The 23,554-nt window shown below is 74.1% G+C and carries 18 protein-coding genes; 9 read left to right on the forward strand and 9 right to left on the reverse strand.

The window, feature by feature from the left end:
• Positions 1–84: 84 nt before the first annotated feature.
• The 4 genes from JQC91_RS17450 to JQC91_RS17465 form a co-directional block, all read right to left on the reverse strand.
• On the reverse strand, positions 85–723 hold the full coding sequence (locus tag JQC91_RS17450) for a LysE family translocator (RefSeq protein WP_203288884.1): 639 nt from the start codon (positions 721–723) through the stop codon (positions 85–87).
• Positions 724–1,803 carry an isopenicillin N synthase family oxygenase gene (locus tag JQC91_RS17455; RefSeq protein WP_203288886.1) on the reverse strand — a complete coding sequence of 360 codons (1,080 nt, stop codon included), beginning with the start codon at positions 1,801–1,803 and terminating at the stop codon, positions 724–726. It lies immediately after the preceding gene.
• Position 1,804: 1 nt separating this feature from the next.
• The gene (locus JQC91_RS17460) at positions 1,805–3,160 is read right to left on the reverse strand and encodes a GAF domain-containing protein (protein WP_203288888.1); all 1,356 of its coding nucleotides are present in this window, start codon (positions 3,158–3,160) and stop codon (positions 1,805–1,807) included.
• A gap of 139 nt (positions 3,161–3,299) precedes the next feature.
• Positions 3,300–6,755 (reverse strand): endonuclease/exonuclease/phosphatase family protein, encoded by a 3,456-nt coding sequence (locus JQC91_RS17465; protein ID WP_203288889.1) that lies wholly within the window; start codon positions 6,753–6,755, stop codon positions 3,300–3,302.
• A gap of 461 nt (positions 6,756–7,216) precedes the next feature.
• Between JQC91_RS17465 and JQC91_RS17470 the strand changes: the two genes are divergently transcribed.
• From JQC91_RS17470 to JQC91_RS17485, 4 genes are all read left to right on the forward strand, one after another.
• Entirely contained in the window at positions 7,217–10,702 is a 3,486-nt protein-coding gene (locus JQC91_RS17470; RefSeq protein ID WP_203288890.1) for a G8 domain-containing protein, read from the forward strand.
• Positions 10,703–10,849: 147 nt separating this feature from the next.
• Positions 10,850–11,569, forward strand: a complete 720-nt coding sequence (locus JQC91_RS17475; RefSeq protein WP_203288891.1) for a GAD-like domain-containing protein — start codon at positions 10,850–10,852, stop codon at positions 11,567–11,569.
• A complete protein-coding gene (locus JQC91_RS17480) occupies positions 11,566–12,147 on the forward strand; it encodes a hypothetical protein (RefSeq protein ID WP_203288892.1) in 582 nt (193 codons plus the stop codon). The genes JQC91_RS17475 and JQC91_RS17480 overlap by 4 nt, the downstream gene beginning before the upstream one ends.
• A 1-nt stretch (position 12,148) precedes the next feature.
• Entirely contained in the window at positions 12,149–13,540 is a 1,392-nt protein-coding gene (locus tag JQC91_RS17485) for a DUF2235 domain-containing protein (RefSeq protein WP_203288893.1), read from the forward strand.
• Here the strand turns inward: JQC91_RS17485 and JQC91_RS17490 are convergent.
• From JQC91_RS17490 to JQC91_RS17500, 3 genes are all read right to left on the reverse strand, one after another.
• Positions 13,537–14,511: a DUF4123 domain-containing protein gene (locus JQC91_RS17490; protein ID WP_203288894.1), complete on the reverse strand. Its 975-nt coding sequence runs from the start codon at positions 14,509–14,511 to the stop codon at positions 13,537–13,539. The two genes, JQC91_RS17485 and JQC91_RS17490, sit on opposite strands and share 4 nt — an antisense overlap.
• A gap of 130 nt (positions 14,512–14,641) precedes the next feature.
• On the reverse strand, positions 14,642–15,475 hold the full coding sequence (locus tag JQC91_RS17495; protein WP_203288895.1) for a universal stress protein: 834 nt from the start codon (positions 15,473–15,475) through the stop codon (positions 14,642–14,644).
• 101 nt (positions 15,476–15,576) lie between these two features.
• Positions 15,577–16,236: a helix-turn-helix domain-containing protein gene (locus tag JQC91_RS17500; protein WP_203288896.1), complete on the reverse strand. Its 660-nt coding sequence runs from the start codon at positions 16,234–16,236 to the stop codon at positions 15,577–15,579.
• Positions 16,237–16,655: 419 nt separating this feature from the next.
• Here JQC91_RS17500 and urtA point away from each other — a divergent pair, with 419 nt between their 5' ends.
• The 5 genes from urtA to urtE all read left to right on the forward strand — a co-directional run bounded on the left by urtA (position 16,656) and on the right by urtE (position 22,664).
• The gene (urtA, locus tag JQC91_RS17505; protein ID WP_203288897.1) at positions 16,656–17,924 is read left to right on the forward strand and encodes an urea ABC transporter substrate-binding protein; all 1,269 of its coding nucleotides are present in this window, start codon (positions 16,656–16,658) and stop codon (positions 17,922–17,924) included.
• Positions 17,925–17,988: 64 nt separating this feature from the next.
• Positions 17,989–19,923, forward strand: a complete 1,935-nt coding sequence (gene urtB, locus JQC91_RS17510) for an urea ABC transporter permease subunit UrtB (protein ID WP_203288899.1) — start codon at positions 17,989–17,991, stop codon at positions 19,921–19,923.
• Positions 19,920–21,221 carry an urea ABC transporter permease subunit UrtC gene (gene urtC / locus JQC91_RS17515; RefSeq protein WP_343070009.1) on the forward strand — a complete coding sequence of 434 codons (1,302 nt, stop codon included), beginning with the start codon at positions 19,920–19,922 and terminating at the stop codon, positions 21,219–21,221. The genes urtB and urtC overlap by 4 nt, the downstream gene beginning before the upstream one ends.
• Entirely contained in the window at positions 21,218–21,982 is a 765-nt protein-coding gene (gene urtD / locus JQC91_RS17520; RefSeq protein ID WP_203288851.1) for an urea ABC transporter ATP-binding protein UrtD, read from the forward strand. Before urtC ends, urtD begins: the two co-directional genes overlap by 4 nt.
• Positions 21,975–22,664 carry an urea ABC transporter ATP-binding subunit UrtE gene (gene urtE / locus JQC91_RS17525; protein WP_203288854.1) on the forward strand — a complete coding sequence of 230 codons (690 nt, stop codon included), beginning with the start codon at positions 21,975–21,977 and terminating at the stop codon, positions 22,662–22,664. The genes urtD and urtE overlap by 8 nt, the downstream gene beginning before the upstream one ends.
• 25 nt (positions 22,665–22,689) lie before the next feature.
• Here urtE and JQC91_RS17530 read toward each other — a convergent pair whose 3' ends face one another.
• Complete coding sequence (locus JQC91_RS17530) at positions 22,690–23,094, reverse strand: type II toxin-antitoxin system VapC family toxin (protein WP_203288856.1); 405 nt, start codon at positions 23,092–23,094, stop codon at positions 22,690–22,692.
• Positions 23,091–23,336, reverse strand: a complete 246-nt coding sequence (locus tag JQC91_RS17535) for an AbrB/MazE/SpoVT family DNA-binding domain-containing protein (protein ID WP_203288858.1) — start codon at positions 23,334–23,336, stop codon at positions 23,091–23,093. The genes JQC91_RS17530 and JQC91_RS17535 overlap by 4 nt, the downstream gene beginning before the upstream one ends.
• Between the last annotated feature and the right edge of the window lie 218 nt (positions 23,337–23,554).

The following is a 23,554-nucleotide window of genomic DNA, read 5'->3' on the forward strand; positions in this document are numbered from 1 at the left end:
GTCCGTCGGGGGGCGGTCCCGGCGGGGATACGCGAGATGGCGGGGCCGTCCAAGCCCGGCGCGCGCGGAGGCGCGGCGGCCGTGTCAGACGAGCCCGAGGTGGATGTTCGCGGCGATCAGCAGCAGCACGATCCCCCCCGTCCATGCGAGGGCCAGACGCGCCGGGCGGCTGTGGCGCAGCCGCTCCGCCGCGGAGCCGCCCATCCATGCCACGATCAGGTCCGAGGGCACCGCCGTCAGGGGCACCAAGGCGCCGAGGACCAGAAGCTGCAGCCATGTCGGCCCGGCGCCCGCCTCGACGAAGGGGGGCAGGAACAGCGCGAAGAAGAGCACGGTCTTGGGGTTGAGCACCTCGACCCAGATGCCCTGCCACAGGATGCGCGCGGGCGGGTCGCTGGACACGGCGTGGACGGCGAGGTCGGCGTCGGCGGTGGCGTGGGCCTCGCGGATCAGGCCGATGCCCAGCCACACGAGGTAGAGCGAGCCCGCGATCCGCAGGACCGGCACCAGCCAGCCCACGGCGGCGAAGAGGGCGGCCAGCCCCAGCGCGGTCGCCACCGCCAGCACCACGCCCCCGAGCGCGAGGCCCACGGCGGAGGCGAGCCCCGCCGCGCGGCTCTGCCCGACGGAGCGCGACAGCACGTAGAGCATGGACGGCCCCGGCGTCGCGCTCAGGGCGAGGCCCGCGAGGGCCACGGCGAGGATCGTGTCGATGGAAGGCATTCAGTCTCCGCCGCCTCCGCCGGTCGCGGCCGCGGCCCGGATGCGGTCCTCGAAGGGGTTGGTGACGGCGTCGCCGCCGGGCGCGCCGCCCGCGCGCGCGCGCAGGTAGGGGAAGTCGCGCCGCAGCATCCGCTCGAGATGCGCGCCCGCCGTGAAGGCCGGGTAGCGCGCGGCGGCGGCGGGCCCGCCGAGGCCGTCCAGGGGGGCGATCTCGGCATCGTGGTCGGCGGCGACGAAGTAGGGCATCGAGAAGCGCTCGGGCTTGAGGTTGAGGACGCGGTGGGGCGTCGAGCGGAAGGCCCCGCCGGTGAGCGCCTCCAGCATGTCGCCGATGTTGACCACCAGCACGCGCGGGTCGACCGGCACGTCGATCCAGCGCCCGTCCTGCGTCAGCACCTGCAGCCCCGGGTTGCGGGTGTGGAGCAGGGTCAGGCACTCGTAGTCGGTGTGCGCGCCCATGTTCACGCTCTGGGCGTCGCGGGTCGCCGCGCCCCGCACGTAGTGCAGCAGGCGCAGCTGCGAGATCGGGCGCCGCATCCGGTCCGTGATCGCGCCGGGGCGCACACCGAGATGCTCCTCTAGGAGGGTGCAGAGGTCGCGCCCGAGGGCGGCCACCCCGGCGTGGTAGGCCGAGACCGCCGCGCGGAAGGCGGGGTCGTCGTCGGGCCACAGGTTAGGGCCGCAGAGCAGGCGCCCCGCCCGGAAGAGCGGGTCGTCCGCGCGGCCCTCGTGGCCGAGGTCGAACGCCTCGTAGGAGCGGTGGACCTCGTCGGGGTAGTCGCCCTTCTCGGTGAAGGGGACGTAGCCGCGGTGGTTGGGGCTGTCGCCGATGTACCAGCGCCGCTTGTCGGCGTCGGGGCGGGCGAAGAACCGCGCGGCGGCGGCGTAGGCGCCCTCGATGGTGGCGGGCGCGATGCCGTGGCCCGCGATGCGGAAGAAGCCCACCTCGCGCGCGGCGCGCCCGATCCGGTCGCCCACGGCCCGGCGGCGGGCCGCGTCGCCCGAGCGCAGGTCGCCCACGTCGATCAGCGGCGGGATGCCGGACGCGCAGGACGGCAGGCCGAGGGTCCGGTGCTCCATCTCAGGCGGTCTCGCCGCCCCGGACGGGGAGCCACAGGCTCACGGTGACGCCCGGCCCGCCGTCGTTCGCGCGGATCGCCACGTCGCCGTCGGACTGCCGGGTGAAGCCCTTCACCATTGACAGGCCGAGGCCCGAGTTCCGCGCGAGCGGCTTGGTGGTGAAGAACGGGTCGAACACCTGCGCGGCAGTCGCGTCCGCGAGCCCGACGCCGCGGTCCGCGACGTCCACCCGCACGTAGCGCCCGGGGACGAGGTCGGTGCCGGCGGGCGCGCCGCCGGCGGGGACGAAGACGTCCGTCGCCGCGACCTCGACGGGCGCGTCCGCGCCCGCCGCCGCCGTCGCCTCGGCGGCGTTGGTCAGGACGTTGAACAGCGCCACCTCGGCCGCCGCCGGGTCGATGTGCACGGGCCGGACGTCCGCCGCGCCGGCCCGCACGCGCGCCGTGGCCGGGAGCAGGCGCGCCGCGCGCGCGACGAGGTCGCCCACCTCCACCCGCTCGGGCACGAGGCGGCTGCGGCGCGAGAAGGCCAGCATGTCGCGGATCAGGGCCGCGCCGGCCTCCGCCGCGCTGCGGGCCTCGCCGACCGCCTCGGCGCTCTCCCCCGCCAGCCCCGCCGCCTCGGCCAGTTCGAGATGGCCGGACACGGCGGTCAGCAGGTTGTTGAAGGCGTGGGCGAAGCCGCCGGTGAGCCGTCCGATCGCCTCCAGCCGCCGCGCCTCGAAGAGCTCCGCCTCGAGGCTCCGCCGCCGCCCGGTCTCCTCGGCCAGCTGGTCGTGGGAGCGGACGAGGTCGCGGTAGCGCCGCGCGGACAGGTCCGCCTCGCGGATCAGGTCCAGCTTGGCCCCCGTCATCGCGGCCACGGTGGTCAGCACCTCCAGTTCCGCCGCGCCGAAGGCGTGCGGGCGGGGGTGCTCGCTGTCGAGGATGCCGACCACGCGCCCGCCGCACAGGATCGGCACGCTGATCTCCGAGCGGGCGGGGGCCGCGTCGGGGATGTAGTCTCTCTCCTCCGCGAGGTCGTCGGCGACGACCGGCTCGCCGCGCTCGGCGCAGCGTCCGGTGATCCCCTGTCCCATCGGGATGCGGAGCGGGTTGAGGATCGCGCGGTCGTAGGGGTTCTTCTCGCCGAGCGCGGCGACCTGCACGAGCTCGCCCGACGGCGCGTCGAGGCGGTAGACGACGCAGTCCACGAAGCCGAGGCGCCCCACCACCTCGCGGGCGACGTGCCAGTAGAGATCCTCGGCCGAGCGGATCGCCATGAGGTCGACCGCGAAGGCGTTCAGCGTCCGCAGGGTCGCCTTCTCGTCGCGGCGCGCGCCCGTCCCCCGGTTCCCCTCGATGAGCATCGGCTGCATGTCGTCCGTCCCCCCCGGCTGGGGACGATGGGGTCTCGGGCGGGCGTGGAGAAGGGGGATCGTGCAGGAACGCGAAGGCGATGTTGCAGAAGGGTCCACCGGAGGGCCCCGCGCCGCGCGGCGCGGGGCCGGGGGCGGGTCACACGAAGGGCGTGTCGTCCGCCGGGGCGATGCGCTCGAAGGCGAAGCCGTCGAGCGAGAAGGCCGTGTCGCCCACCGCGCGCAGGCGCACCGCGTCGAAGGACTCGCCGTCCAGCGCCGCCGTGATCGACCCCTCGCGCGCGTCGAAGACCTGCGCGCCCAGCCGCTCGCCGTCCTCGAAGAAGATGACGCGCACCCGGCCGTCGCCCTGTATCGCGTCGAAGTCGAACCCGGCCTCGACCCCGTCCCCGAACTCCGCGCCGCCCAAGCGGAAGAAGAGCGACTCGCGGTCGTTCACGAGGCCCGCCTCGCCCGCGAAGATGTCGTCCCCGCGCGAGAACACCCCCACGGCGCCCGCGAAGGCGGTGAGCGACTCGGCGCCCGGCGCGCGGGCCCCGAGGCGCACGTCGACCTCGTCGAAGACGAAGGCGTCGTCGAGGAACGGCGTGCGCGCCGTGCCCACCGCCTCGCCGCCCACGGACTGCGTCGCGGTCGTGCCGAACCACGCGCGCGGGTCGAAGGCCACGGCGACCTCGATCGTGTCGGGGGCGGCCTCGCCCACGGTCAGCAGCGCGACGAGCGGGTCGTGGTCGCTCGCCCGCCCGTCTGTGTCCGCGAACTCCGAGTTGACGTGGACCACGTCGAACGCCGCGTCGCCGGCCAGCGCGTCCGAGACGAGGACGTGGTCGAGGCTCTGGCTGTTGCCTTGGAAGGTGAAGGAGTAGCGCTCGTCCTCGGCCAGCGTGTTGGTCAGGTTGGTGAGCCCCGCGTCCTCGAGGTTCTCCAAGGGCGAGACGAACTCGAACTCGTTGAAGTCGCCCAGGACCACGACGTTGGCCTGCGCGTCCTCGGCCAGCAGGCCCTCGACGAAGCCCGCGACGGCCTCCGACTGGGCCTGCCGCTCGTCGAGCGAGCCGTTGACGGAGACGTCCTCCTGCCGGTCGGCGAAGTCCTGCTCCACCCCGAGGATCGGCGCGCTGCCGCCCTTGGAGGAGAAGTGGTTGTTCACCACGGTCACGACCTCGCCGTTGAACTCGAAGTCAGCCACGAGCGGCAGGCGGGCGCCCTCGAAGGCGGCGCCGTCCTCTTGGCTGCCGATGGTGCGGACGGATCCCTCAACGAGGGCGACCCGGTCCTCCTTGTAGAGGAAGCCCGTGCGGATGTTGCCGCCCGGCTGCCCGCCGGAGGCGAGGTCGGTGATGAAGGTGTTGTCGATGTAGGCGTAGCCCGAGCTGTCGTTCATCTCCCCGTCGTCCGCGAGGTCGATCGCGTCGATCAGCGTCTCGAAGGTGAGCGAGGCCGAGACCACGCCGTCGCCGATCTCGCCGCCGGTGTTGTCCTGGATCTCCTGCAGGCCGAGGATGTCGGGGGAGCCGAGGTTGTTCACGATCTGCTCGGCGATGGCCGCGAAGCGCCCGTCGCCGATGTCGTCGTCCACGTTGCGGGCCTGCCCGCCGCTGGTCTGGGACTGCTCCTCGACCACGGGGTCGAGGTTGAGGACGTTGTAGGAGGCGACCGAAAGCTGGTTCTCCGACCCCGCCAGCGCCGTCACCTCGGGCGTCAGAGACGATTCCTCGATCACGACGATCTGCTCGGTCGGGTTGATCTGGTAGTAGCCGAAGTCGTAGGAGACGACCCCCGTGACGTCGGCCAGCTTGGCGCCGGTGTCGACGAGGACGGGCTCGATGCCGAAGTCCCAGTCGATCTGCACCTTCTCCGGGTTGAAGTCGTCGGGCGAGATGTTGAGCGTGCCGCGCGCCGACAGGCCCGTCGCCCCGGCCCCGTAGTCGAGCACGGTGAACAGCTCGCCGAACCCGTTGGTGCCCGACACCGCCACCGGCTCGGTCGCGACGACGCGCATCCCCTCGAGGCTCTCCCAGAAGTCGATGCCGTCTGTGTCCGGGTCGAAGGAGGTGAACCGGTCGTCCTCGATGTTCTCCGTGGGCAGGAGGCGCCCGTCGCCGCCCAGCACGACCGCCTCGGGCAGGGCGTTGCCGGAGGACAGGACCGTGATCTCGGGGTTGCCGGAGATCTGCGTGGTGGAGAGGTTCCCGGAGCCTTGGCCGCCGGGGTAGAACTCGCTCACGGTGCCGGTCACGTCCAGCGCGTCGCCGACGGCCACCGACGGGGCGGCGCCGGTGAACACGAAGATCGCGTCCGAGGTGGCGACGTCCCCGTCGCCCTCCGCGTCCTGCAGGTAGAAGCCGTTGCTGTCGACCGCCGTCACGATGCCGCCCGTGGTCACGCGCGGGCCGCTCCCCCCGGTGGTCGGGTCGAGGGGCATGTCGCTGACGAGGCCGGAGACGTGGCCCGCGCCTTGGATCTCCATGATGGAGACGCGCGGCGCCTCCCCGTCCCCGCCCCCGTTCGGGGCGCCGGGGGTGTCGCCGCCTTGGTCGCCGAAGGGCAGGAGCGCGAACGCGCCGTCCTCGCCGCGCGCGGCGGCGGCGGGGGTGAAGCTGCCGTCGGCCGGCAGGACCGCGTCGGCGTAGTTCACGTCCGCGCGGTCGTCGCCGTCCTCCAGCGACAGGCCCGCGACGAGCGACGTCCACGGGGCCGCGTCGACGGTGCCGTCGTCGTCCGCGTCGAGGTCGTCGCCCTGCGCGCCGGTGAAGCCCTCGACCACGAGGAAGGTCTGCGGGGAGCCGAAGAAGTCGAGCCCCTCGACCGCCACGTCACCCTCGCCGAGCGCGGGGTTGAGGGCGTTGGCGATCAGCACGATGCCGTCCGCGTCGGCCACCGCGCCGGACAGGTCGATCGCCGCGTCGACCTGGCCGGGCGCGAACTCGCCGGAGACGGCGAGGAGGGTGAGCCCCTCCAGCGAGGCGCCGGGATCGGTCTTCAGCTCCACGAAGTTGGAGGTGTCGCCGCCGTCCGCGGAGGAGATGCGGAACTCGTTGATCGAGACGTCCGCCGGACCGGTGCCGCCGCCCCCGTCGCCGCCGCCGGGCGTCGGGAAGGGCATCGGCGCGGCGGCGTTGGTCGCGACCCCGTCGAGCGCGTTCGGCCCGCTGTAGGTCCACGCCGCCGCGTCGAAGGTGGCCGAGGGGCCCGCCTCGGGGGCGCGGTAGGCCCAGCCGTCCATGTACTCCCACGGACGCCCGGTGCCGTCGACGTCGACCTCGCCGAACAGGTCGACGCGCACGCCGCCCTCGAACAGCTCGATCGCGTCGTCGCCGTTGACGTTGGCCACGCCCGACGTGAAGTCCGGCGCGAAGCCGAAGAAGGACTCGAAGCCCTCCGTCTCGGTCGAGACGTAGAGGGTGGTGCCCGCCGCGACGGCGATGGCGGGGAAGGTGAACTCCTCCACGCCGCCCCCGTTGCCGTTGTTGGCCGAGCCGAGACCGTAGATCGACAGGTCGGCGACGTCCTCGGCGACGAAGACTTGGATCGCCTTGGGCAGGCCGCCGGAAAGGCTGCCGTCGAGGACTCCGGTGAGGATGAGGCTGGACATGGTGGGCTCCCGTGCGGTGGTCGTGCGGGCGCGGATGCCTGCACGCCGGAAGGCTCCGGTCGCCGTCCGGCCCGTCCTCCCCCGATGCGCAGTCCCCGGACGCGTCGCCCCCGGAAAGCCCTAACGAATGGTGAAGGCTCCGCCGCCGTCCGCGCAACGAAGCCGTAGCGTCGCGTCCGGAATGGGCCCGCGATGCGCGGGTTTACGCCGCCTCGGCGGGCCGCCGCCCACGGATGCGGCGCCGCGGAGGCGGGCGGCCGTCGGCGGCGCCGAGCCCAAACCCCGCCCCCGTCCTGCGCGGACCGCCACCGATCGCGGGATTCCGCGCGGCCCCCGGCGCCTGGGGGGCGGGCCGCCGCCCGGCGCGGGCGCGGGGGCCGGACGCGTGGACGCCGCGCCCGCCGGGGCGCGACCGTGGGGGCAGGGGGGTCGCCCCCGCAGGCCACGAAAGGATCCGACGGATGATGAAGATCGAGGACAACGACGCCTTCCTCATGGCCCGCGGGCCGGGCAGCCGCATCGAGATCCACGCCGCCGACGCCGCCAAGGCGAGCTGGACCCAGCTCGACGGCACCGTCGCGGCGGGCGCCACGACGATCACCCTCGCGGACGCGACCGGCTGGGAGGTGGGCGACCGCATCGCCATCGCGTCGACCGGGTTCGAGATGGACGAGGCCGAGGCGCGGGTCGTGACCGGCCTCGGCGCGGACGGGCGGACCCTGACGCTCGACGCCGCGCTCGACTTCTCGCATTTCGGCGAGATCGAGGCCCACGACGCCGGCGGGCGCGTGGACCGGATCGACATGCGGGCCGAGGTCGCGCTGCTGTCGCGGAACGTGACGATCCAAGGCGACGCGGATTCGGTCGAGGACGGCCACGGCGGCCACACCATGGTCATGGGCGGCGCCGAGATGCATGTCGACGGCGCCGAGCTGACCCGGATGGGGCAGGCGGGCGAGCTGGGGCGCTATCCGCTGCACTGGCACATGCTGGGCGACGCCTCGGGGCAGTACGTCACCAACAGCTCGATCCACGACACCTACAACAAGGGCCTGACGATCCATGGCACGCAGAACGCGTGGGTCGAGGGCAACGCCGTCGTCGAGACGGTGGGCCACGGCTTCTACTTCGAGGACGGGTCCGAGTTCGGCAACGTCCTGCGCGGCAACCTCGGGATGAACACCCGCGCGACCGAGAGCGTGGCGGCGGGGCCGATCGGGTCGGACCACACGGCGGTCTCGACCTACTGGGTGACGAACCCGAACAACCACCTCGTCGACAACCATGCGGCGGGGTCGGACGTCGCGGGATTCTGGGTGCTGTCCCAAACGCAGGTCGAGGGGCTGTCGGCGGAGGCGGGGATCTACGACGGCTACCGCCCGAACGCCCAGGCGCCGGGCCAGTGGAGCGGCAACGCGTCCCACACGAACGGCGACGACGGCTTCTTCATCGGCGGGCAGTTCGTGGAATCGACCGGCGCGCGCACCTCGTTCGACGAGCATCTCCAGCAGGCGTTCCTGATCGACGCCTTCACCACGTTCAAGAACGGCGGCTTCGGCATCTGGACGCGCAACGCGGGCGGGGAGTGGACAGACCTCGCCATCGCGGATTCGAAGAAGGGCGCGCGGATGTGGGGCGCCAACGAGATAGAGGAGGCGGTGATCGTCGGCAGGTCGGGGAACTACGAGCGGTACGGCTTCGACAGCTATCACGGCTGGGAGCTCTACGACATGGCGAGCGTGATGTCGGACGTCCACTTCGCCGGGTTCGACGGCGCGGACGACGCGGCCATCGCCAACCACTCGGGCTTCGGGCGCAACACCAACAACGCGGTGCAGGGCCTGACCTTCGGGGACGACGTGGACCGGCCCTTCGCCACGCGGACGTGGACCAGCTTCCTCGACGGGCTGGTCGACGCGGACGGCGCGCTGATGGGCGGGCTCCACGACCTCGACGGGAGCCTGACGGGGCGGGCGGGCGCGGTGATCACGCCGGGCATGATCGACTCCCGCCCGGGGGTCGAGATGGACGTGCTGGCCTACGCCTTCGACGGCGTCCCCGCCGCCGGGTTCAACTGGACCGAAGGGGCCGAGTGGGACGCGGAGGGCAGCTACTGGCTCAACCCGGCGGGGGCGATGATCGGCAAGCAGACCTTCGCCACCTCGGGCGACGCGGCCGAGCGCGTCGACTTCGAGATCACGCGCACGGACAACGGGGCGAGCATCCTCTACGGCGCGGCGACCCAAGGGCGGAACGGCTGGGCGCAGCTCAACGTCGACGGGGCCATGGAGGGCGAGTACGTCGTCGGCTACCCCGAGGGCCCGCCGCCCACGGACGTCGAGATGCAGATCCGCGACCTCGCCTTCGGCACCGACGTGACCTACCGCCTGACGGACGCACCCGACGGCACCGTCGTGCAGGGCGCGGACCGCGTGGCGGACCGCGCGGCGCTCGACGCCGCCGACGGCAGCGCATGGTTCCGCGAGGCGAACGGCGACCTGATGCTGCGGATGGTCGCCGACACCTACTCCAGCCGCCCCTACGAGGCGATCGACGACCTGCCGGGCGTGGGCGACGACGTGTACCGCGACTTCGTCCGGCTGATCTTCGCGCCCGGCCCCGGCGACGCCGACCGCCCGGATTCGCCGCCCTCCCTCGCGCCCGACGACTTCCGCCCCGACCCGGCGCCCGCCCCGCTCCCCGACCGGGCCGAGAGCACCTCCCGCACGGTGGACGATGTCGCGGGCCTCGCCCGGTGGTCGGACGAAACCGTCTGGGGCGACGGGGCGCCCGGCGCGGGGGATGTCGTGGTGATCGGCGCGGGCCAGCGGGTCGTCCTGGACGCCGACGCGACGGTGGAGGGCATCCTCGTCGCGGGCGAGGGCGCGGCGCTGATCGTGGAGGACGAGGCCGGATCGGCCATCGACCTCGTCGCGGACTGGGTCCTCGTCGAGGACGGCGGGCTGTTCCAAGCGGGGACGGAGGCCGACCCCTTGGACACGGACTTCACCCTGACGCTGACGGGCGACGACCCGGACCACGACCTCGACGTGGCGGCCCTCCGCGCGGGCGACGTGGCGGGGGCCGTGTTCGCCGGGGCCGGCGGGGGCGGCGGCCCCGCGCCCGCCCCGGAGGCCGGCACGCCCGGCGGGGCGGCCATCGGCGCGGCGGGCCGCGCGACGGTCGCGCAGGACGGCCCCGACCAGTGGCACCGCGTCGCGTTCGACGCGCCGCTCGCGGACGCCGTGGTGGTGATGGGCCCGGTCGGGGCGAATGGCGGCCATCCCGCGGTGACCCGCATCCGCGACGTGACCGAGGCGGGCTTCGAGTTCCAGATCGACGAATGGGACTACAAGGACGGACGGCACGTGGAGGAGACGGTCGGCTGGCTGGCGGTCACCGAGGGGACGCACACGCTCTCCACCGGCCAGACCGTGGTGGCGGGTCGCGCGGAGGTGGGGACGGACGTCTCGACGCAGGCGTTCGGCACCGCCTTGGAGGACGCGGTCGTGCTGTCGGAGGTGGCCTCGTCCGAGGACGCGGGCGCGGTCGCCCTCCGGACGCGCGACGTCACCCGCGACGGCTTCTCCCTGCGCCTCCAGGAGGAGGAGGCCGCCGACGGGGTGCATGCCGACGAGGCCGTGGACTGGATCGCCGTCGAGGCGGGCGGCGGCGCGGGCCTCGCGGCGGGGCGCACGGGGGACGTTCTGACCCATCGGCGCGACACGTTCGCGTTCGGCGACGGGTTCGAGGCGCCCCCGGTGCTGCTCGCGGACCTGCAGACCACGGACGGGGGCGACACGGCGGCGCTGCGCTACGACGCGCTGACGCCCGCGGGCGTGGACCTCTTCGTGCAGGAGGAGCGGTCGCGCGACGCCGAGATCGGCCACACCACCGAGGTGGCGGGCTGGCTCGCGCTGGAGGAGGGCCTGCTGCTGGCGGCCTGACCGCGGCGCCCCCCCCGCGGTCCGGTGCAGGGCCGCACCCCTGGGCGCGCCGTCGTCCACGCGCGCGCCGTTCCGCCTCGCCTGTCCCCGCGGGATGTGCGATCGTCGCCGCATGGGTGAAGACGGACAGGGGACCGGAGGGGACGGATGGAGTTCCTGAGCCGGATCGACGGGCGGTCCGGTGAGGCCGCGCTCGCGGAGATGACGGCCACCGCGGGACCGCTGCTCGACCCCGCGGCCGTCCCCGAGGACCGCATCGCCCCCCGCGTCGGGACGGTGCCCGACCTCCTCGTGGACCTGTGGCGCGCCTACGGGGTGGGCGGGCTGCACGACGGGGGGCTGTGGCTGGCGAGGCCGGGCGCGCTCGACCCGATCGCGGCGGCGATCTTCGGCGGGGACCCGGATCTCGACGGGACGGTGATCGTGGCATGGGCGGCGATGGGGAACCTGCTGTGCTGGAGCCCCCGCCACGGCCCGGTCCTCGTGGTGCCCGCCTTCGGCGCGGTGCAGGCCCCCGGCCTGACGGGCGGGCCCCGCCCCCCGGCGGACGCGGACCTTCTGCACCACCTCGCCGAGATCCATCCGTTCTTCTTCGACCGCACGGACGACGCCGACGAGCCGATGCTGGAGCGGGCGCGCGCGCGGCTGCGGCCGCTGCGCTACGGCGAGGTCTACGCGGTCCGCCCGGTGCAGGCGCTCGGCGGGCCGCAGGGGATCGAGCAGGTGGGGATCGAGCCGGTGGACGAATACCTGATCGACGTCGTCGCGGGCGTCCGGTTCCAGCTGCAGGACTACGAGAACGGGCGCTACAACATCCGCTTCGTCGGCGCGCGGGCGGGCGAGCCCCGACCACGGGTGCGGCCGTGAGCGGCGCGCGGCTGATGATGGCCCTGCTCGTGGCCTTGGCCACGGGCTGCGCCCCGGACGGGGAGCGGGAGGTGAGGCTCGACCTCGCGGCGGGGACGCGGCTGGACGGTCCGGCCTATGTCACGCGGCTGGAGGCGGGGCCGTTCACCTATCCGCTCGTGCCGAGTGTGGCCCGGGGGGGGATCGGGTCGTTCCCGCGGGACGGCATGGGCGGCGTGATGCAGCCCATCCGACGGGTGCCGGAGCGGTTCGACGTGACGGTCGAATGGATCGAACTGGCGACGGGGCGGGCCTACGCGGCGACGATCCCGGTCGAGTCGGCCGACCTCGCGATCGGGCCGGAGCCGCTCCTGCACGCCGATCTCTCCGTGATGCTGCATCCGGGCGGTCGGGTCGTGATCGGCTCGGACCCGGTTCCGGAGACGACGCAGGTGATCCTGCGCGACATCGCGGAGGGCTGCGCGCGGCGGCGGCCCGACCTCGATCGCGACCTAAGCGATCAGGTGGACGCGATCCCTCGACTGGGGAGGGCGCTCGAAGGCGCGACCGCCGTGGCAGCGCCCTGCGGGGGAGGATGAGATGACCGACGCACGCGACCCCATCGCCGCGCGCGCCGACGCGGCGGTGGCCGAGGCGGGGCTGTCGGGGGACGTCACCTCGGTGGCGGCGACCTGCCCCAAGACGGCGCTGGAGATCGGCTGCTTCTTCGACGGAACGTTCAACAACGCGGTCAACGCGGGCATCGGCGGCGAGACCGGCTCCTACGCGAACGCGCGCAGCAACGTGTCGCTTCTGTCGGACGTCTACAAGGACGGCGACGGCTACGACGTCGTCAACGAGAACGGGACCGGCGTGTGCCGCAAGTTCCGCTCGGAGTACTTCCCCGGCATCGGCACCACGGACGGCGAGGAGGACAGCCGCCTGACGGGCGGGGCGTTCGGCATGGGATCGACGGGCGTCGAGTCGATCGTCGCGAACGCCGCGATCCGGATCGGGACCGTCATCAACGAGGCCTCCCCCGGGATCGAGCCGGAGGAGATCGTCCTCGACGTGTTCGGGTTCAGCCGGGGCGCGGCGGCGGCGCGCTACTTCGTCAACGCCTTTCGGCAGGGCTTCGTCGCCTACGAGCCGTGGATCGGGCGCAACGTCTACGGGCGCCTGCCCGAGGACCGGAACATCCGCATCCGGTTCGTCGGCGTGTTCGACACCGTGGCCTCCATCGGGCTGGCCGGGGTGGAGTACAACTACGGCGCCAACGTCCACCTGCACACCAAGCAGGCCGACCGCATCTTCCACATCACGGCGGACGACGAGTACCGGACGAACTTCCCCCTGAACGACAACGAACCGGGGGGCGGGGAGCGGCTGCGGATGCCCGGGGCGCACGGGGACGTGGGCGGCGGCTACCGCGACCAAGGGGACACCGCGCCGATCCAAGGGACGGAGCACGCGCAGTTCCCGACCCGCGGCATGGCCGAGGGCTGGCGCGCCGACCGCGAGGCCACGCCCGCGACGGCGGCCGAGGCGGCGCCGTGGCTGGAGGACGGGTTCATCCTCCCCCACCAGCTCGACGCGGTCCGCACCATCGCGGCGCCCGTCCGGTCCGTCACCGTGCCGGGAACGTTCGGGATGCCGATGACGCTCTACGGGACCAAGGCGACGCGCGTCCTGCACCGCCCGTGGGTGCGCCTCGGCCTGTCCCGCGTCGCCATGGCGGCGATGCACAAGGCCGCGGTGGAGGCGAAGGCCGCCTTCCTCGACCTGCCGACCGGGGGGGAGTACGAGATCCCCGGCCCGCTGCGGCCGGACGCGGCGCGCATCATCGGTGGCACGCACGTCCGCGGGGCGGCGGCGCACTTCATCGTCAACAACTACGCGCACGTCTCGGCCAATCCCGATTCGATCGGGATGGGCGGGCGGCGGGACCGGACGCGCCGCGAGTTCCCCAACCGCCCGGGCGAGGCGGTCTAGGCCCGCCGCCCCTCCGCGAGTTCGGCCATGCGCGCGCGCAGGAGCGCGATCTTGTGCGTCTCGTCCACGTCGCGGCGCAGGATGGCGGCGATGCGGCCCTCGGGGTCGCGGCCCTCGAAGCCGGGGCCGTAGGCCAGTTCCCACGCGCAGAGCGTGAACAGCGCGTCGATCTGCAGCAGGCCGAACTGCTGCCCGCGGCTGACGGTGCGCCGCACGAGGCGGGGCAGCGGCTCGGGCGGGGGAAGGTCGGGGAAGGTGTCGCGCAGGAGCCGCTCCATCCGGTCGAGGCGCAGCTCCGTGCGCGCCGCCGCGATCCGCGCGCGGTCCCGCTCCTCGAGGACGAGCGGCCCGACCGGGCGGGCGGGGCAGGCCGCGGCGGTGACGCGGGTCAGCGCGTCGCGCTCCGGGCGGGGCAGCAGCAGTTCGGCGATCCGCGCGCCCTCCCGCCCGCCGAACCAGCGCCACCCCGCCTCGGGGCGGTCGTCGAGCCCGGCGAGGTAGGCCTCCAGCACGGCGGGCTCCCAGAAGCGGAAGAAGGTCCACGCCTCCCCGTCGCGCAGCTTGGTGAGGCGCCGGAGATGCGCGACGACCGCGTCCAGCCCGCCCTCCGCGCGCAGCAGGATGCCGGGCGCGCGGTCCCACAGGTGGAAGGGCGCGGGGCCGCCCGTCAGCAGCCGCCGCGCGAGGTCCGCGCCCGGCGCGAGCGCCACCAGCCACGGCGCGGCCTCGCCGAGGTCGCGGCGCGCGTCGCCGCGGTAGAGGCAGCGATGGGGCAGGCCGGCGCCCTCGAGCGTCTCGACGAGCCCCGGCACCCGGCCCGCGTCGAGCAGCGCGTAGGTGGCGAGGCCGTCCTCCCGGAAGACGGCGCGCCAGAGGGCGTCGCCGGACGGGTCGGCGCGCGGTCCGGACGGGAGGCCGGGATGGTCGTCGAGGCGCTCGAGCCGGAGCGGCGGAAGGGGCGCGTGGGACAAGTCGGGGCTCCGGGGCGCATCGCGGGACGGGGCCTCGGGCGGCCTCGCGGGGTGGGGGGACGGTGCCCCGCCCCGCCCCTCCGCCGCAAGGGGCCGCCCGGCGGCCGCGTGTCGCCGCCGCCGCCGCCGCTCAGCGGGAGAACAGGACGGGGAGGTGCGTCTCGCGCAGCAGGTCGCGGGACACCGCGCCCAGCACGAGGTCGTAGAGCCGGGAATGGCCGTAGGCCCCCACCGCCAGCACGTCCGCCCCGAACGCGCGCGCCTCGCCCTCCAGCGCGGCGGAGACGGAGTCGACGCGGTCCGTGCGCCGCGCGGCCTCCGCCGCGAAGCCGTGGCGCGACAGCGCGGCGGCGAGGTCCGTCATGGCGTCGCCCGCGTCGCCGAGGCGGCGCCCCTCCTCGAAGGCGACGAGCTTGACGGACGCGCCGGGCGCGAGGAGCGGCAGGAGGTCGTGCAGCGCGCGGGTCGCCTGCGCGGTGTCGCGCCACCCGACCACGGCGCGCGACAGGCCCGCGACCTCGGCGGCCTCCGGGACGACCAGGACGGGGCGGCCGGCCTGCCGGATCACCGCCTCGTGGAGGAAGCGCTGCTGGAACGTGCCCGTCCCGGTGGCGGCGGACATGCACACGAGGTCGGCGGCGCGGACGGCCTCGACCATGCGGTCCGACTCGAGGTCGCCGTCCGCGGACACGCAGCGCCATTCGGCCCGCGCCCCGAGGCCGCCGCTGGCCGCCTCGAACGCGGCCTGCAGCCGGTCCGCGTGGGCCGACTGGGTCTCGTCGATCATGGCGTAGACGGAGCGGGGCAGCTCCACCCGGAAGGACGGCGACACGGTCAGCCCCTCCTTGACGTGCAGCCCCGTGAGGTGCGCGTCCCAGCCCGCCGCGAGGGTCGCCGCGGCGCGGCACAGCGCGGGGGCGGGCGCCTCGTCCGTGAGGCAGGCGAACACGGTCTTGGGCGTCATGGCGGTCCTCCGGATGATGGCCCGACCCTGCGGGCGCGGGCGTGGCACGGTCGTGACGGGGATCGGCGCGGGACGCGGGGCGCGCGCGACGGCGCGCCGCCTCACTCCCCGCGGGCCATGTCCCCCAGCCCGTCGCGGTCGGTCACGACGAGCCGCGACGTCCCCTCGCGGCGGAGCACGCCCTCGTCGCACATCCGCGTCAGCGTGCGGCTCACGGTCTCGATGGTCAGGCACAGGTAGTCCGCGATGTCCGTGCGCGGCATCTCGAGGTCGAGCGCGGTGCCGTCCGCGCAGGGCGCGCCGTGGCGGTCCGCGAGATCCCCGAGGAAGGAGGCGAGCTTGCCCACCGCGCCCTTGCGCGCGAGCAGCAGCAGGTGGTCCTGCAGGCGTGCGATCTCGCGCAGCGCCGCGCCGTGGAGGCGGCGGTGCAGGTCCGGCTCGCCACCCGCCCCGTCGAGCGCGGCGCGCGGATGCGCGATCACCGTGACGGCCGTGAGCGCTTCGCAGTCGGCGTGATGCGCGCCGTCCGCCGGGAAGCCCACCATGTCGCCGGGATGCGCGAAGGCGACCACCTGGCGGCGCCCGCACTCCAGCAGGCGGGTCTGCCGCAGGGTGCCGGACACGACCTCGAACACGTGCGAGGCCCGGTCGCCCTCGCGGAACAGCGCGGCGCGCGGCGCGAGGCTGCGGACGGGGCGGACGGGCGGCAGCGGGCGGGACGCGGGGGCGGGGGCGAAGGGCTGGGCGCGGAGGGCGGTCATCGAAGGTCTCCCGGGTTCGGTCGGGATCGGGATCGCAGGCCGATGTCGCGCCCGGTGCGGGCCGGACGTAACGGTTCGTCGCGGAACGTCGCGGCGCCGCGACATGAGCGCCGGGCTTCCGGCCACGAAGGGACGTCGCGCGGCGCCGACCGGTCCCGTCCTGATGACATAATGCAGATTAGCAGCGCCGTCCGCCCACGCCCCGCTGGATGGGTGGGCGCGGCGGATCCCGCCGCGTGCGGCGCGTCCGGCGAGGGCCGGGCACCCGACCGCCCGGCGACGTCGGTTCGCACAAGTGCGGGTTTGCATGCCCGAAAACCGGGCAGTCCCGTGCAGGCGGCCCACGCCCGGGGGGCGGCGTGCTGGACGGGCCGGGGGCCGGCTCCTCCCCTGCGGGCACAGTCAACAGGGGACAGACCATGAAGACGCTCACCACCTCCACCGCCGCCCTCGCCCTCCTCGCCGCGCCCGCCCTCGCGGACTGCCCCGTGAAGGTCGGCGTGCTGCATTCGCTGTCGGGCACGATGGCCATCTCCGAGACGACCCTGAAGGACACGGTCGAGATGCTCGTCGACCAGCAGAACGAGAAGGGCGGCCTGCTCGGCTGCGAGGTCGAGGCGGTCGTCGTCGATCCCGCCTCCGACTGGCCCCTCTTCGCCGAGAAGGCGCGCGAGCTGATCTCCGACGAGGGCGTCGACGTGATCTTCGGGGCGTGGACCTCCGTCAGCCGCAAGTCCGCCCTCCCCGTGCTGGAGGAGCTCAACGGCCTGATGTTCTACCCCGTCCAGTACGAGGGCGAGGAATCGTCGAAGAACGTGTTCTACACCGGCGCCGCGCCGAACCAGCAGGCGATCCCGGCGGTGGACTACTTCCTCGAGGAGCTGGGCGTGGAGCGGTTCGCGCTGCTCGGCACCGACTACGTCTACCCGCGCACGACCAACAACATCCTCGAGGCCTACCTCGCGTCCAAGGGCGTCGCCGCCGAGGACATCTTCGTCAACTACACGCCCTTCGGCCATTCCGACTGGGCGACCATCGTAGGCGACGTGGTCGAGATGGCCGAGGACGGGCGCCAGGTCGGCGTGATCTCGACGATCAACGGCGACGCCAACATCGGCTTCTACAAGGAGCTCGCCGCCTCGGAGGTCTCGGCCGACGACATCCCCGTCGTCGCCTTCTCCGTGGGCGAGGAGGAGCTCTCGGGCCTCGACACCACCGACCTCGTCGGCCACCTCGCGGCGTGGAACTACTTCCAGTCCGCCGAGTCCGACGCCAACGAGGAATTCGTCGCCGCGTGGAAGGCCCGGATGGGCGAGGACCGCGTGACCAACGACCCGATGGAGGCCCACTACATCGGCTTCAACATGTGGGCGAACGCGGTGACCGAGGCCGGCACCACCGACGTCGATGCCGTCCGCGAGGCGATGTACGGGCAGGAGTTCCCGAACCTGACCGGCGGCACGGCCGTGATGCTGCCCAACCACCACCTCGCCAAGCCCGTGCTCATCGGCGAGATCACCAAGGACGGGCAGTTCGACATCGTGTCCCAGACCGAGGAGGTCGCGGGCGACGCGTGGACCGACCACCTGCCCGAGAGCGCCAAGCTCACCGCCGACTGGCCGGGCCTCGGCTGCGGGATGTACGACACCGAGGCCGGGACCTGCGTGCAGATCCAGTCGAACTACTGACCGGCCGCCGGGGGCCGCGCCGCGCGGCCCCCGCCCCCCCCTGCCCCGTCCCGGACGTCCGCCCATGCGCCTGCTCCTCGCCCTCGCCGCCGCGGCCCTGCTAGCGCCGCCCGCCGCCGCGCAGGACGGCCCCGTGCAGACCCTGCTCCAGACCCACGCCGAGGCCATCGCCGCGCCGTCGCGGCGCACCATCCAGCCCGTGCTCGACGATCTCGCCAACTCCGGCCTGCCCGCGATGCCCGCCTTCCTCGAGGCGTGGGCGGACCGGGGCGTGGTGCGGCGCAACGCGGACGGCCTCTTCTTCCTCGGGACGCGCGACGGCGACGCCTACGCCCTCCGCTCGATCGAGGACGGGGCCGACGCGGGCACCGTCGCCCGCCGCGAGGCCGAGCAGCTGCGCCCCAACGCGGGCGTCCGCCGCCTGATCGCCACGGCCCTCGTCCGGTTCCAGCTCGACGACCCCGACCCGGACCGCCGCCGCGCCGCCCTCGACGCGCTGGCGCGCGGGGCCACGCCCGACCTGCTCGCCCCGCTGCGCGCCTCCGTCGAGACGGAGGAGAACCGCGCGATCCGCGCGCGCAAGCAGGCCTTGGAGCGCATCCTCACGATCCGGTTCGCCGCCGACACGGGCGCGCGCGTCGCCGCCATCGAGGGGCTGGCGGGCAAGGTCTCGATCGAGGCCCGCGCGGCCCTCAACGGCGTGCTGTCCTCCGAGGTCGTCGTGGACCCCGCGCCGGAGGCCAACGTCGCCCGGCGTCTCGTGCCCGGCGAGGACATCGCCGCCGCGGACGCCCGCGCGCTGCTCGTCGAGGCGGGCCTGCTGCGCCCGGAGATCACCCGCGCGGCCCGCGACGCGGCCCTGATCCTCGCCATCGACGGCGGCCGCGTCGCGGGCGCGCCCGTCGCCGGGCTCTCGACCGAGGCCGCCCGGTGGGACGCCTTCGACCGCCTCGCCGCCGAGGGCCGGGCCGCCCCCCGCCCCGACCCCGCCGCGGACGCCGCCCTCCTCGCCGCCACGGTCATCGCCGAGGTCTACGACGAGCCCGACGCCGCCGTGACCGCCGCCGCCGCCGCCGCGCTCGCCGAGGTGGAGGCCCGCGTCGCCCGCGCGCAGGCGATGGACCTCGGCCTCGACGCGCTCTCGCTCGCCTCGATCTACTTCCTCGCCGCCATCGGGCTGGCGATCACCTTCGGCGTCATGGGCGTCATCAACATGGCCCACGGCGAGTTCATTATGATCGGCGCCTACACCGGCTACGTCGTCCAGACCGTCGTGCCCGACTACACGGCCAGCCTCGTCGTCGCCCTTCCCCTCGCCTTCCTCGTGGCCGCCACCGCGGGCGTCGCGCTGGAGCGGCTGGTGATCCGCCACCTCGCCCACCGCCCGCTGGAGACCCTGCTGGCGACCTTCGGCATCTCCGTCGCGCTGCAGCAGGTCTTCAAGAACGTGTTCGGCACCCAAGCCGTGCCGCTGACCTCCCCGGACTGGCTGGCGGGCGCGTGGGTGGTGAACGACGTGGTCGGCATCTCCTACATCCGCATCGCCATCTTCGTCCTCGCGCTGCTGTTCCTCGCCCTCCTCGTCTTCGTCCTGCGCCGCACGCGCCTCGGGCTGGAGGTGCGGGCGGTGACGCAGAACCCCGGCATGGCCGCCTCGCTGGGGATCGACCCCGACCGGGTCGGCATGGCCACCTTCGCGCTCGGCTCCGGCATCGCGGGGGTCGCGGGCGTGGCCATCGGCCTCTTCGCGCAGGTCACCTCCGAGATGGGGTCCGGCTACATCGTGCAGTCCTTCATGACCGTCGTGGTCGGCGGCGTGGGGTCGGTCTTCGGCACGCTGGCGGGTGCGGGCCTGATCGGCGGGCTGCAGAAGGGGATCGAGTGGCTCAACCCGTCCAACACCTTGGCGGCGCAGACCTACATGATCCTGTTTATCATCCTCTTCATCCAAGTCCGCCCCCGCGGGATCGTCGCCCAGAAGGGGAGGTTCGCCCAGTGAGCGCCCCCGTCGCGGCCCCCGTTCCCGTCACGGCCCCCGCCCCCCCGGCGGCCCCGGAACGCGCCGGGGGGCGGGACGGGCCGGCCCCCCGTCCGCTCCTGCTGCGCCCGGACGTCGCCACCGTCCTCGTCGCCCTCGCCGGTCTCGCCCTCGCGGCGACGGTCGGGGCCGAGGCGGGGCTCGTCTCGACCTCCACGGTCAAGACGCTCGGCAAGACCCTCTGCCTCTGCCTCGCCGCGCTCGCGATGGACCTCGTCTGGGGCTACACCGGCATCCTGTCGCTGGGGCACATGGCGTTCTTCGGAATCGGCGGCTACGCGGTCGGCATGTGGCTGATGTGGGCCCGGACCGAGGGGATCGTGCTCACGACCCTGTCCCAAGGCCCCCTGCCCCCCACCCCCTTGGAGATCGAGGAGGCCATCGGCTCCCAAATCTTCGGCGTCGTCGGCTCCAGCGACGTGCCGTGGCTCTGGGCCTTCGCGGGCAGCCTGCCGCTGCAACTGGCCTTCGCCGTGCTCGTCCCCGGCCTCGTGGCCCTCGTGTTCGGCTGGCTCGCCTTCCGCTCCCGCGTCGCGGGCGTCTACCTGTCGATCCTGACGCAGGCGGGCACGCTCGCCCTGTCCCTCTGGCTCTTCCAGAACGATTCGGGCCTGCGCGGCAACAACGGGCTGTCGGGCCTCCAGAACGTCCCCGGCGCCGAAGGCGTCCCGCAATCGACCCTGTCGCTGTGGTTCCTCTGGGCCTCCGCGACGGCCCTCGCCCTCGCCTATCTCGGCGCGGCGTGGATGGTGGCGGGCCGCTTCGGCTCGGTTCTGCGCGGCATCCGCGACGACGAGGCGCGGGTGCGGTTCCTCGGCTACGAGGTGGAGCACTACAAGCTCGCGGTCTTCACCGTCACGGCGATGGCCACGGGGGCGGCGGGCGCGCTCTACTACCCGCAGGCGGGCATCGTGAACCCCGCCGAGATCGCGCCCATCGCCTCGATCTACCTCGCCGTGTGGGTCGCCATCGGTGGGCGCGGGCGGCTCTACGGCGCGGTGATCGGCGCCGCCGTTGTCAGCCTCGCCTCCTCGTGGTTCACCGGCGGCGGCGCGCCCGACATCGACCTCGGTCCCTACACGGTCAGGTGGACCGACTGGTGGCTCGTCCTGCTGGGCCTCTCCTTCGTGCTCGTGACGCTCTTCGCCCCCAAGGGCCTCGGCGGCCTCGTCGATCTCTGGGCCGAGCGCCGCGCCGCCCGCCGCGTCGGCGACCTCGGCCCCGACGCGGGCGCACTGCGCAAGGAGGAGGCGTCGTGAGCGCGCTGCTCGAGGTGTCCGGCGTCTCCAAGTCGTTCGACGGGTTCAAGGCGATCGACAACCTGTCCTTCTCCGTGGGCGAGCCCGAGCTGCGCGCGATCATCGGGCCGAACGGGGCGGGCAAGACCACCTTCATGGACCTCGTCACCGGCAAGACCCGGCCAGACGGCGGCACCATCCGCTACGGCGAGATGTCGCGCGATCTCACGCGGCTGTCGGAGGCGGGCATCGCCCGCGCCGGCATCGGGCGGAAGTTCCAGAAGCCCACCGTGTTCGAGGCGCAGACCGTGGCCGAGAACCTGACCATGGCGCTGCGCGCCGCGCGCCGCCCGCTCGACGTCCTGCTCCGCCGCCCCGACCAAGGGGCCGCCGCCGCCGAGGTCGCCGCGCGGGTGGGGCTGGCGGACAGGCTCGCCACCCCGGCGGGCATCCTCAGCCACGGGCAGAAGCAGTGGCTGGAGATCGGGATGCTGCTGGCGCAGGAGCCGCGCCTCCTGCTGGTGGACGAACCCGCCGCCGGGATGACGTCCGCCGAGCGCGAGCGCACCACCGCCATGCTGGTCGAGGCCGCGCGCACCCGCGCCGTGGTCGTCATCGAGCACGACATGGAGTTCGTCCGCCGCCTCGGTTGCCGCGTCACCGTGCTGCACGAGGGGCGCGTGCTGGCCGAGGGCTCGCTCGACCACGTCACGGCGGACCCGAAGGTGATCGACGTCTATCTGGGCCGCCCCGAGGACGGCGTCGAGGCCCGCCATGCTTGAGGCGCGCGACGTCACCCTCGCCTATGGCGGCTCGTGCATCCTGCACGGCGTCGACCTGACCGCCGCCCGCGGCGCGGTCACCTGCGTCATGGGCCTCAACGGGATGGGCAAGACCTCCCTGCTCAAGGCGCTCGCCGGGCGGCACCCGATGGACGGCACCGTCACCCTCGACGGCGCCCCCCTGCCCCCCGGCCCCAAGGCGCGCGCGCGCGCGGGCGTGGCCTACGTCCCTCAAGGGCGCGAGGTGTTCCCCCAGCTCACCGTGGCCGAGAACCTCGCCACCGGCTTCGCCTGCCTGCCCCGCGCCGCGCGCGCGGTCCCCGACCACGTGTTCGATCTGTTCCCCGTCCTCGCCGAGATGCGCGGGCGCCGCGGCGGCGACCTCTCGGGCGGCCAGCAGCAGCAGCTCGCCATCGCCCGCGCCCTCGTGACGCGGCCCAAGGTGCTCCTCCTCGACGAGCCGACGGAGGGCATCCAGCCCAACATCATCGCCCAGATCGGGCGCGTCATCGACCGGCTGCGCCGCGACGGCGGGATGGCGATCGTCCTGGTCGAGCAGCGGTTCGACTTCGCGTGGGGCCTCGCGGACCACGTCGTGGCGCTGCGGCGGGGGACGGTGATCCGGAACGAGGCGCGTGGCGGGGCCGACCGCGCCGCCGTCCTCGCCGACGTCTCCGTCTGACGTCCGAGGCGGCCCGGAAAGGCCCCTACCCCGCCAGCCAGTTCTCCACCGCGAGCCCGTCCACGCGCTCGAACTCGCGGACGTTCGCGGTGACCACGGCCCGCCCCGTGGCGAGCGCGTGCGCCGCGATGAGCAGGTCGTTGCCGCCGATCGGCGTGCCCCTCGCCTCCAGCGCGGCGCGGATGCGCCCGTAGGCCGCGTCGACCGGCGGCGCGAGCGGCAGGACCGGGATCTCGGACAGCAGCGCCTCGACCCGCGCGGTCAGCCGGTCGGAGCCCTTGCGCGCGGCGCCGTAGCGCAGCTCGGCGGCGACCACGACGGAGGTCACCACCCCCGCCTCGCCCACCTCCGCCAAGCGCCGCGCGGCGGCGCCCGCAGGATGGCGGACGAGGTCGGACAGCACGTTCGTGTCGAGCAGCCAGCCCGTCAAAGCACGTCCTCGGACGCGGGCGGCGGGTCGTCGGGCAGCGGCAGGTCCTCGTCTAGCCGGTCCCACGACGCCAAGAGCCCCAGCAGCCCGCGCCGCCGCACCGGCTCAAGCACGAGGCGGTCGCCGTCGCGGCGGATGGTGACGCGGTCGCCCGGCATCTCCCAGTCGGCGGGGATGCGGACGGCCTGCGAGCGGTTGTTGCGGAACAGCTTGGCCTCGCGGGCGGGGGTCGGGGCGGACATCGGGCACCTCCGGGATATGCCTTTGACATATGCGAAGGCGCGCCCCTCGCGTCAAGCCGCCCTGCCCCGTCTCGCCGCGCGAATTGCCAATTGGCAAATCACTTGCCGAAGCGGTCCTCAAGGTAGAGCCGGAACGCCGCCTCCAGCGCCGCGCGCCCCATCCCGTCCGAGAACTCCAGCACGTGCGCCCTGCCCTTCCGGCGGTGGGTCACGCCCGA

The sequence above is a fragment of the Jannaschia sp. Os4 genome, from assembly GCF_016820245.1.
Classification (GTDB): Bacteria; Pseudomonadota; Alphaproteobacteria; order Rhodobacterales; family Rhodobacteraceae; genus Jannaschia.